Below are 8,672 nucleotides of genomic sequence, written 5' to 3' on the forward strand. Positions count from 1 at the left end.
GCGTGGCCTCGTTCAGATGCGGAAGAATCCGCGCCGCGCGAACAGCGGCGATGAGCCGCTGGCCACCAGCAGCGGGTCGCAATGCAGCTCCTCGAGCCGCCGCACCTCCCTGCTCGATCCCATGATCAGCGGCACGCGCTGGTGCAGGTTTTGCGCCGCGAGGTCGAGGATTCGCTCGCGCCCCGTCGTTGCGGAGCCGCCGGCCTGCTCGATGATCATCGCCATCGGATGCGCCTCGTAAGTCAGCCGCAAGCGGCCGTCGCCATAGCCGGCGCGCCCATCCGAGGGATAGAGGAAGACGCCGCCGCGGGTGAGGATGCGATAGGCCTCGGCGACCAGCGAGCCGACCCAGCGCATGTTGAAATCGTGGTTGGCGGGCCCTTCGACGCCCGCGAGGCATTCGTCGACATAGGCGCGCACCGGCGGCTCCCAGTGACGGCGGTTCGACACGTTGATCGCGAACTCCTCGCAGGCCTCGGCGATCTGCACACCGCTGCGTGCGAGGCGGAAGCAGCCCGCCTTGCGGTCGAGTGTGAAGATGTCGACGCCCTCGCCGAGCGTCAGCACCAGCGAGGTCTGCGGGCCGTAGGTGACGAAGCCCGCCCCAAGCTGCGCGGTGCCGCGCTGGTGGAAGGCGAGCGACAGGTCATCGGGCGCGGGCAGGATCGAGAAGATTGTGCCGACCGTCATGTTGATGTCGATGTTGGAAGAGCCGTCGAGCGGATCGATCGCGATGCAGATGCAGCCTTCGCGATCGCCCAACTGGGCCTCGCGCATCTCTTCCGAAGCAAGCGCTGCGATCGGCAGCCTGTTGAGGCAGCGGCGCAGGATCGCGTCCGCCTGCACGTCGAGATCGCGCTGGACGTCGCCGTCGCTGTTGCGGCCGGTGGTCAGGCCGGAGGCGTCCGCGAGATCACCGGTGGCAATGAGATCGGCGATCTCGATCGCGGCCGCCGCGATCGCGTCGACCGCGGCCGCCACGGCCAGCGCATGAGGCGCGGTCTCGGAATACCGTTGAAGGTGGTCGTCCAGCCTCAGTTGCCCGGTCATCAGCGTCCATCCCGTTGCCGGTGCCGTATCCAGTTCCGTCCGCTCTGGAGGTCGGTACGGTCAGTCCCGGCATCAGGAGATTGACAGGGGCCGCTTAATAAGGGAAATTTCTAATCATAATGAGCGTCAAAGAATTTTCTTATAATGGTCCCGGCCACGCGACCGCCCAGCTCCGGCACCTGACGATCCGTCAGCTGCGTTCGCTTGCGGCGCTCTCAGCCAAGGGCAGCGTGACGGCGGCGTCCGGCCATCTCGGGCTGACCCAGCCGGCCGTGACCCAGCAGCTGCGGCAGCTTCAGGATCTCGCCGGCCTGCCGCTGGTGCAGCGGACCGGCGATGGCATGCTGCTGACCGAGGCGGGGAAGGAGGTCTTGGTGCTGGCCGAGCGGGTCGAGGCCGCCATCATGGACTGCCAGGGCGCGCTGGACCTGCTCGCCGGGCGGACCGGCGGCAGCGTGCATCTCGGCGCGGTCTCGACCGCGAAATATTTCGTGCCGCATGCGATCGCAGCATTTTCCAAACGCCACCCCAAGATCGAGATCAAGCTGACCATCGGCAATCGCAAGGAGATCCGCGAGGCCATGCACGGCTACGACCTGGATTTCGCGGTGATGGGTCGGCCACCGGCCGACGTCACCGTCGACGTCCGCCAGCTCGGGCGCAATCCGCACATCATCGTCGCGCGCAAGGGGCACTGGCTGGAGAACGATTCCGGCCTCAACCTGACCGACCTCGTGCATGAGACATTTCTCACCCGCGAGCCCGGCTCGGGCACGCGGACGCTGATGGAGGGCATGTTCCAGAAGTCCGACCTCGAGCCGATCGTCGGCATGGAGATGAGCAGCAACGAGACCATCAAGCAGGCCGTGATCGCCGGGCTCGGCATCGCCTTCATCTCGGCCCACACGGTCGCGCACGAACTCGCCGAGGGCCGGCTCGTCGTACTCGACGTCGCCGGCCTGCCGATCGTGCGGCAATGGTATGTGATCCGCCGCAGCGACAAGGTGCTGCTGCCGCCAGCGCAGGCGATGTTCGATTTTCTGGGCTCGGAAGGGTCGAACTATCTGCCCGACGTACCCGACTTCGGCGCGCGATAACCGGACGGCATTCAGCTCATCAGCTTCATGGCGACGGTCGCCGCCAGAACCACGATGATCTGGAACAGGCGCTCGGTCGTGAAGATGCGGTTGAACGTGGTCATCACTTGCCCCGGCCGACGTGAAGGAGATTTCGATCGGCCCGTTGCTAGCACAGGCGGCCAGCGAGACAACTCCGTAATTGCCACGCCTGCCGCTTGCCGCTGGCCTGTTGCGCGGAGACCGCACGTCATCCCATCCCCGGCAGACGGTCAAGCCACCATGCGAGAGTGCGCGCAGCGCCCGCCGCGAATCCGATGACCGGCACGCCGGCGGTGACTCCGCGCATGCGGCGGACGTCGGCGGCCAGGATCGGTTCGGCATCGACGCCCGTTGCGGCGAGGGCCCCGAACCTGACCAGATGCGTTGCGTCGAGCAGACCAGCCACATGCTCGATCACGCTGCGCAGGCTGCGTACCTCGCCGCTGGCGAGATTGACGACACCAGCGAGTTCGCTATCGAGCACGGCGGCGATCATTTGGGCGAGGTCATCGACATAGACGACATCGCGCAGCTGCCCGCCATGCGAGCAATCGAAATGCTGTCCCGCGCGCAGGCTCCGGATCAGCGAGGGGACCAGGCGCGCGTCCGGCTCGTGCGGGCCGAACGGAATGAACACACGGCCCCAGGCGGCGCCTGCCGCGATGTAGGCTTCGGCCGTGCCGAGCTTGGCTTGTCCGTACAGTGTCGTGGGACGGCATTGGCTGGCGCGTTCCTCACATAGGGCGCTCTGCGGTCCATATTCGAGGCAGCTGCCGATGCCGAGGATCCGGCCGGTGCCGCAGGCTCGCGCGTGCGACAGCAGTTCAATGCTCGCCTCGGCCCAGAGCCGGTTGACCGGATCCTCGCGATAGCGGCCCGGCCTGGCTTCCCAGGCGAGATGAACCAGATGCGTCGGCCGCGATACGGACAGCGCATGCCGACGGCCGGCTTCGGTGAGGAGATCGGCGGCGTGCCACGTCACGCCGGCCATCGCCGATTGAGCGGAGCGCGCGACGCCGTGGACCTCGAAGCCGCGACCAACCAGCACGGGCAGCAACGCGCGGCCGATGAAGCCCGACGCACCCGTGACCAGAACCCGCTTCATGCGAGATACGGCAGCGCGCGGTCGCGTGCGGACAGGATCGGATCGGCGAGCGGCCAGTCGATCGCCAGCGATGGATCGTCCCAGCGAATACCGGCCGCAGCTTGCGCGTCATAGGGCACATCGATGCAATACATCAGCTCGGTCCCGTCGATGAGCGTCTGGAAGCCGTGCGCGCATCCGGCGGGAATGAACACGGCGTTGCCGCGATCGGCGGCGAGCTCGACCGAACACCATTGCCCATAGCTCGGCAGCGACCGGCGCAAATCGACGATCACGTCGAAGGCGCGGCCGGCCACGCATCGCACCAGCTTGGCCTCCGGCCGGCCCGCCTGGTAGTGCAGGCCCCGCAGGGTGCCGGCGCGTTCGTTATGCGAGAGGCTGTGTTGCGCGAACTGCGTCGGCAGGCCCTGTGCCGCGAAGGCCTCGGTGTCGAACAGACGGGCGAAGAATCCGCGCGCATCGATCTCCGGCTGGATGCCGATTTCGATCACGCCTGGCAGAGCCAATGCCGTGAAGTTCATCCCGGGCCCCCCGCACATTGACGCTGCGCCAATTGCCGTTGCGAACATCCGTTCACCGTAACGCCTTTTCGGTTGCATCATGCGCAACCTTGTCGGAGTTTCCGTGGCTTGGGAAATTCACTAACAGCCGCGGCGCGCAGGCACAACGGACGATCCGTTCATGGACAGGCATCGATGCCGCTTTTGCGCGCGGGCGCTCGACGAAACCTTCGTCGATCTCGGCCTGTCGCCTTTGGCGAATTCCTTCGTGTCGCCGGAGCGGGCGGATGCGACCGAGCCGGCCTATCCGCTGCATGCCCGTGCGTGCGATGCCTGCGGGCTGGTGCAGCTTCCGCAATTCGAGCCTGCTGCCAACATCTTCGAGCAGTATCTCTATTATTCGTCCTATTCCGAGAGCTGGCTGCGGCATGCGGAGGGCTATGCCGCAGAGATGATCGCCCGCGCGAAGCTCGGCGCGGCGTCCGAGGTGATCGAGATCGCCAGCAATGACGGATATCTGCTGCAGTATTTCCAGCGCGCCGGCATCCGCGCGCTCGGGATCGAGCCCGCCAGCGGCCCGGCGGCCGCTGCCATCGCCAAGGGCATCCCGACCCGGACCTGCTATTTCGGCCGCGATGTCGCGACCGCGCTGCGCGCCGAAGCCCACAGGCCCGAGCTGATCGTCGCCAACAACGTGCTGCCGCACGTTCCCGATATCAACGATTTCGTCGGCGGCCTGCGCATTCTGCTGCCCGAGACCGGGCGCGCGACGCTGGAGCTTCCGCATCTGTTGCACCTGATCGAGGGCATCCAGTTCGACACGATCTATCACGAGCACCTCTCGTACTTCTCGCTCGCGACCCTCGAGAGGGTCTTTCGCGCCCATGATTTGCGCGTCTTCGACTTGGATGAATTGCCGACCCATGGCGGCTCGCTCCGTCTGCACGTCTGCAGCGAAGCTGCGCCTCGGAGCCCATCGTCGACGCTTGCGCAATTGCGTCAGCGCGAGGCCGTCGCCGGGCTCAACCAGCCCGCGAGCTATCTCGATTTTCAGGCGAAGGTCGCGGCGAAGCGCGAGACGATCCGCGACTTTCTCGTCGCGGCGAAGCGCGCGGGCAAGACGGTGCTCGCCTATGGCGCGCCCGCGAAGGGCAACACGCTGCTGAATTATTGCGGCATCACGCGCGAGCTGATTCCGTTCACCGTTGACCGCAATCCGCACAAGCAGGGCCTGCTGCTTCCGGGAACGCATCTGCCGATCCGCGATTCCGCCGCCTTGATCGCTGCCAGGCCTGATTACGTCTTCATCCTGCCCTGGAATCTGAAGGACGAGATCATCGCCCAGCTGGCGGAGGTTCGCGCCTGGGGCGGACAATTCGCGGTGCCCGCACCCGATCTCACGATCATATCGTGAGCGATGGTTAACGATCAGGCTGCGAGCGGAGCGGCGTAGTCCATGCGCGTCGCGAAATAGGCTTCCAGCTCCAGCAACGCCCGCGCCTCCCAATCGCTCGCCTGCTCCAGCAGCGACCAGCTCTGGCCGGGGCGGAATGCGGCGGTCTGGCGATAGAGCGATGCGATGCCGCGGTAACGGCGCACGTTCTCCAAAATGGCCTGACCGTTGATTTGGCCGTTCATGTCCGAAAACTCCCTCGTCATTCCCGGGGGAGAAATTGCGGCCAAATCTTTTTCGAAAAGTTAGCGGCGACTGCCGAGTTCGCGGATGGTTGCCGGACTGTTGCGCGCAGGCAACGCGCGCGGTCGTGACTTAACCAGTTATTGCGGATTCGTTGCCGCGCTGTCTCCCGGAGGCTTCCGCCCGCCGCTGGTGGTGATCCGCATCGTCTCGCGGCAGAGATCGGCAAGGCCGATCAAGAATACCGCCAGCAGGAAGAACAGATTGATGGAGTCAGCGTTCGCGCTGGAGAGCACGGCAAACTTGAAGAACGGCGGCATGAACGCCCACCACACCACCGGAATGGTGAGCAGCGCGGTGAACGCCGCCGCGGGTGCGCCCGCGACAAATCCGACCACGAAGATGCTGGGCAGGAACGCCGCGAAATAGAGCTTTGCGCCGAACGCGACACAGATGCCCTGAAGCGCGGCAGATATTGCGACAACCACGAATCCGAGCAGGAACGCCTGCCACGACCATGGCCGTACCCGCGGTACGCCAGACAAACCCGCACGCCTCATCAGCCTCCCCCGCCGCCCGTTGACCGGGCCCAATTGAGACCAAAGTACTACAGCCGCAGGCAAACCGCGAGATGGAAATTGCGGCGCCGGAGCCATCAAGGGGCCGCGTCCCCGGGGCTTGGTAAACAGCCGCATCGCACAATCAGGCCCGGCCGGCGGCTATTCGGTCGCCGCGTAGAGCAGGCCCGCGACGGGCAAAGCGAGGCCGATGGCCGATGCGAGCGTCCAGCCGCCTTGCGCGAAAGCCCAGGCGCCGACCGCGGAACCGGCGGCGCCGGCAGTGAAGAACGTCGCCATGTAGAGGCCGTTGAGGCGGCTGCGGTGCTCATGCCCGAGCGCGAAAATGGCGCGGAAGCCGAGCACGACATTGCCCTGGACACCGACATCGATGGCGATCGCCGCCACCACCAGGCAGACCAGGTTCAGCATCGAGCCGGACGTGCCGAGATAGGTCACGAGGAATCCCCCGGCGGCGAGCAGCATCGCGACCAGCGTCGCGACGCGGCTGTGGCCGCGGTCGGCGAGCCGTCCGGCGATGGGTGCTGCAAACACGCCCGCCACACCGGCGAGCGCGAACAGCGCGATGCCGCGCTGGGTGAAGCCGAACGCCTCCGCGAGCTGGAGCGGCGCCACGGTCCAGAACAGGGTAAAGCAGCCGAACAGGCTGGCCTGGTAGAGCGCCCGGCGTCGCAGCAGCGGCGTCGCCCGCACCAGATGCGGCATCGACAGCAACAGCTCGCCGTAGTGCATCCGCGTCACCGGCTTGCGGTTCGGCAGCGTCATCCAGAGCACCGCCGTCAGCACGATCATCAGCGCGGCGGAGGCGAAGAACACCGCGTGCCACGACAGCGCCGCAGTGACGAAGCTCGCCACCGGACGCGCCAGCATGATGCCGAGCATCAGGCCGGTCGAGACGTTGCCAACGACGCGGCCGCGAATGGCTTCCGGCGCCAGATGCGCGGCATAGGGAATGATGATCTGCACCGCGACCGAACCGATGCCGATGAACAGCGCAGCGACCAGGAACGGCAACGCATGGGTGGCGAACGCGGCCGCGAGCAGGGCCGCCGCGCCGAGCGTGATGACGGAGCAGATCAGGATGCGGTTCTCGACGAGATCGCCGAGCGGCACGATCAGCAGCAGCCCGGTGCCGTAGCCGATCTGAGTCATGGTGACGATCAGCCCGGCCGCCGCATGCGACAGGCCGAGCGCGGCGCTGATCGGGGCGATCAGCGGCTGCGCGTAGTAGATGTTGGCCGCGATCATGCCACAGGCCGCGGCGAGCACGAAGGTCAGGCGCCGCGACACCGCATCCGGCCCGGGTGCGGTCTCGATCGTGGCATTCATCGTCATAGCGTACAGTCTCCGAGATATCGGGAACGATCATTCCCTAATAGGACAACAATTCAGGCGAGCAGCTTCATCGCGACGCCGACGAGACGGTCGCCGTCGAGCGGCAGGCGCGCCTTGCCGACAACACGCAGGCCCTGCGTGATGCAGATCATCAGCCGCGCGGTGTCGGCGACCGCGACATGGCCGGGAATCGAGCCGTCGGCCTGCCCCTCGCGAATGAGGCCGGCGATGAAATCTTCGTTGGTCTTGAGCTTGGCGCCGACGCGGTCGGCGACGACGGAATCGACCGCCGACAATTCGACCGCGCTGCCGACCACGAGGCAGCCCCGGCGTCCTTCAGTGCCCTGGGACTGCGCGACATAGGACAGCAGCACATTGCGGATCCGGTCGCGGCCGTTGGTGCCGCGCTGGGCGGCGCTGCGGGTCTGTTCCTGGCGTAGCGCCGTATAGCGCTCGAAGGCGGCCAGGAATACCGCATGCTTGTCGCGAAACGCCTTGTAGATGCTCCCCGTCGCCAGCCGCATCGCCGCCGTGAGGTCGCCGATGGAGGTCGCATGATAGCCGCGCTCGCGAAACACCCGCACGGCGCGGTCCAGCGCAATGTCCATGTCGAACTCCCGGGGGCGACCGGGCGGACGGGCAACGGATCGGGATCGGCGGCCGGCCTTTTGCATTGCGGGATAATAGGGAATGGTTGTTTCCTAATAAAGACACTTGGTTGTGATGGGGTGGATCGGGTGGTCCTATCGGCGGGACCGGATTTCGTGTCCCGGATGCGCTGTAACGCCTCTTGCGTTGCTGCGCAGAACCGAGACCCAGCGCGACACGGCACGATGCGGATGGATGGGCCCCGGCTCTGCAGCGCATCACACCGGACGACGCTTCGCACGCCGGGCGTGCTGCGCAGCGTCCGAGGCACGAGAGTGGAGTGTAGCGCAACGCTCTCTGCACCGTTGCAATGCTCAAGTGCAAATCTCAACGCCAGTGCCGTAGGGTGGGCAAAGGCGCATAGCGCCGTGCCCACGATCGCTCTTCACGAGCAACAGGGCGTGGGCACGCTGCGCCTTGCCCACCCTACGGAATCGAGGTTGTGGCACGCAGCTCGGCTTGCAGACACGCCTTCTCGTTCTCGCGGCGCGTTTCGCCCGAGCTTTGCCTGGTCTCGCTACCCTCTTGAGCCAAGAGGGCGCAGGGAAGGCCGGGTGCCGGCTGGCACCCGCGGTCTGCTGCGCGAATAATGCGCAAAAAAAGACCGCACAGCAGCATACAGGTGTCGCCGATCACTCGGCCTTCCCTGCGCGATGGCTGGACGGCTTATGCCGTGATCTCCCGGGAGCCGACCATTCCTTT

At 66.1% G+C, this 8,672-nt stretch carries 9 protein-coding genes; 2 read left to right on the top strand and 7 right to left on the bottom strand.

Annotated elements, in window-relative coordinates; all coding sequences use genetic code 11:
• Positions 1–12 precede the first annotated feature (12 nt).
• On the bottom strand, positions 13–1,050 hold the full coding sequence (locus tag C7G42_RS34465) for a class 1 fructose-bisphosphatase (RefSeq protein WP_106953271.1): 1,038 nt from the start codon (positions 1,048–1,050) through the stop codon (positions 13–15).
• A 119-nt stretch (positions 1,051–1,169) separates the two neighbouring features.
• Between C7G42_RS34465 and C7G42_RS34470 the strand changes: the two genes are divergently transcribed.
• Positions 1,170–2,147, top strand: coding sequence for a LysR family transcriptional regulator (locus C7G42_RS34470; protein ID WP_106953272.1), 978 nt, complete (start codon positions 1,170–1,172; stop codon positions 2,145–2,147).
• A gap of 229 nt (positions 2,148–2,376) precedes the next feature.
• Here the strand turns inward: C7G42_RS34470 and C7G42_RS34475 are convergent, their stop codons facing one another.
• Both C7G42_RS34475 and rfbC read right to left on the bottom strand, forming a co-directional pair.
• Positions 2,377–3,273 carry an NAD-dependent epimerase/dehydratase family protein gene (locus tag C7G42_RS34475; protein ID WP_106953273.1) on the bottom strand — a complete coding sequence of 299 codons (897 nt, stop codon included), beginning with the start codon at positions 3,271–3,273 and terminating at the stop codon, positions 2,377–2,379.
• Positions 3,270–3,794: a dTDP-4-dehydrorhamnose 3,5-epimerase gene (gene rfbC, locus C7G42_RS34480; RefSeq protein WP_106953274.1), complete on the bottom strand. Its 525-nt coding sequence runs from the start codon at positions 3,792–3,794 to the stop codon at positions 3,270–3,272. Before rfbC ends, C7G42_RS34475 begins: the two co-directional genes overlap by 4 nt.
• 160 nt (positions 3,795–3,954) lie before the next feature.
• On the opposite strand from rfbC, the gene C7G42_RS34485 reads away from it, so the two are divergent.
• The gene (locus C7G42_RS34485; protein WP_106953275.1) at positions 3,955–5,187 is read left to right on the top strand and encodes a class I SAM-dependent methyltransferase; all 1,233 of its coding nucleotides are present in this window, start codon (positions 3,955–3,957) and stop codon (positions 5,185–5,187) included.
• A gap of 14 nt (positions 5,188–5,201) precedes the next feature.
• On the opposite strand, the gene C7G42_RS34490 is transcribed toward C7G42_RS34485, so the two are convergent.
• From C7G42_RS34490 to C7G42_RS34505, 4 genes are all read right to left on the bottom strand, one after another.
• Complete coding sequence (locus C7G42_RS34490) at positions 5,202–5,411, bottom strand: hypothetical protein (RefSeq protein ID WP_106953276.1); 210 nt, start codon at positions 5,409–5,411, stop codon at positions 5,202–5,204.
• A gap of 138 nt (positions 5,412–5,549) precedes the next feature.
• On the bottom strand, positions 5,550–5,969 hold the full coding sequence (locus C7G42_RS34495; RefSeq protein WP_106953277.1) for a DUF4118 domain-containing protein: 420 nt from the start codon (positions 5,967–5,969) through the stop codon (positions 5,550–5,552).
• 159 nt (positions 5,970–6,128) lie between these two features.
• Entirely contained in the window at positions 6,129–7,322 is a 1,194-nt protein-coding gene (locus C7G42_RS34500) for an MFS transporter (protein WP_106953278.1), read from the bottom strand.
• 53 nt (positions 7,323–7,375) lie between these two features.
• Entirely contained in the window at positions 7,376–7,996 is a 621-nt protein-coding gene (locus C7G42_RS34505; RefSeq protein WP_106953279.1) for a TetR/AcrR family transcriptional regulator, read from the bottom strand.
• Between the last annotated feature and the right edge of the window lie 676 nt (positions 7,997–8,672).

The organism is Bradyrhizobium sp. MOS003 (genome assembly GCF_003020125.1).
Classification (GTDB): Bacteria; Pseudomonadota; Alphaproteobacteria; order Rhizobiales; family Xanthobacteraceae; genus Bradyrhizobium.

Excerpts from the sequence above, each read along its gene's own strand:
- C7G42_RS34465 (WP_106953271.1), bottom strand. The coding sequence starts at position 1,050 with ATGACCGGGCAACTGAGGCTGGACGACCACCTTCAACGGTATTCCGAG.
- C7G42_RS34470 (WP_106953272.1), top strand. The coding sequence starts at position 1,170 with ATGAGCGTCAAAGAATTTTCTTATAATGGTCCCGGCCACGCGACCGCC.
- C7G42_RS34475 (WP_106953273.1), bottom strand. The coding sequence starts at position 3,273 with ATGAAGCGGGTTCTGGTCACGGGTGCGTCGGGCTTCATCGGCCGCGCG.
- rfbC (WP_106953274.1), bottom strand. The coding sequence starts at position 3,794 with ATGAACTTCACGGCATTGGCTCTGCCAGGCGTGATCGAAATCGGCATC.
- C7G42_RS34485 (WP_106953275.1), top strand. The coding sequence starts at position 3,955 with ATGGACAGGCATCGATGCCGCTTTTGCGCGCGGGCGCTCGACGAAACC.
- C7G42_RS34490 (WP_106953276.1), bottom strand. The coding sequence starts at position 5,411 with ATGAACGGCCAAATCAACGGTCAGGCCATTTTGGAGAACGTGCGCCGT.
- C7G42_RS34495 (WP_106953277.1), bottom strand. The coding sequence starts at position 5,969 with ATGAGGCGTGCGGGTTTGTCTGGCGTACCGCGGGTACGGCCATGGTCG.
- C7G42_RS34500 (WP_106953278.1), bottom strand. The coding sequence starts at position 7,322 with ATGACGATGAATGCCACGATCGAGACCGCACCCGGGCCGGATGCGGTG.
- C7G42_RS34505 (WP_106953279.1), bottom strand. The coding sequence starts at position 7,996 with ATGCAAAAGGCCGGCCGCCGATCCCGATCCGTTGCCCGTCCGCCCGGT.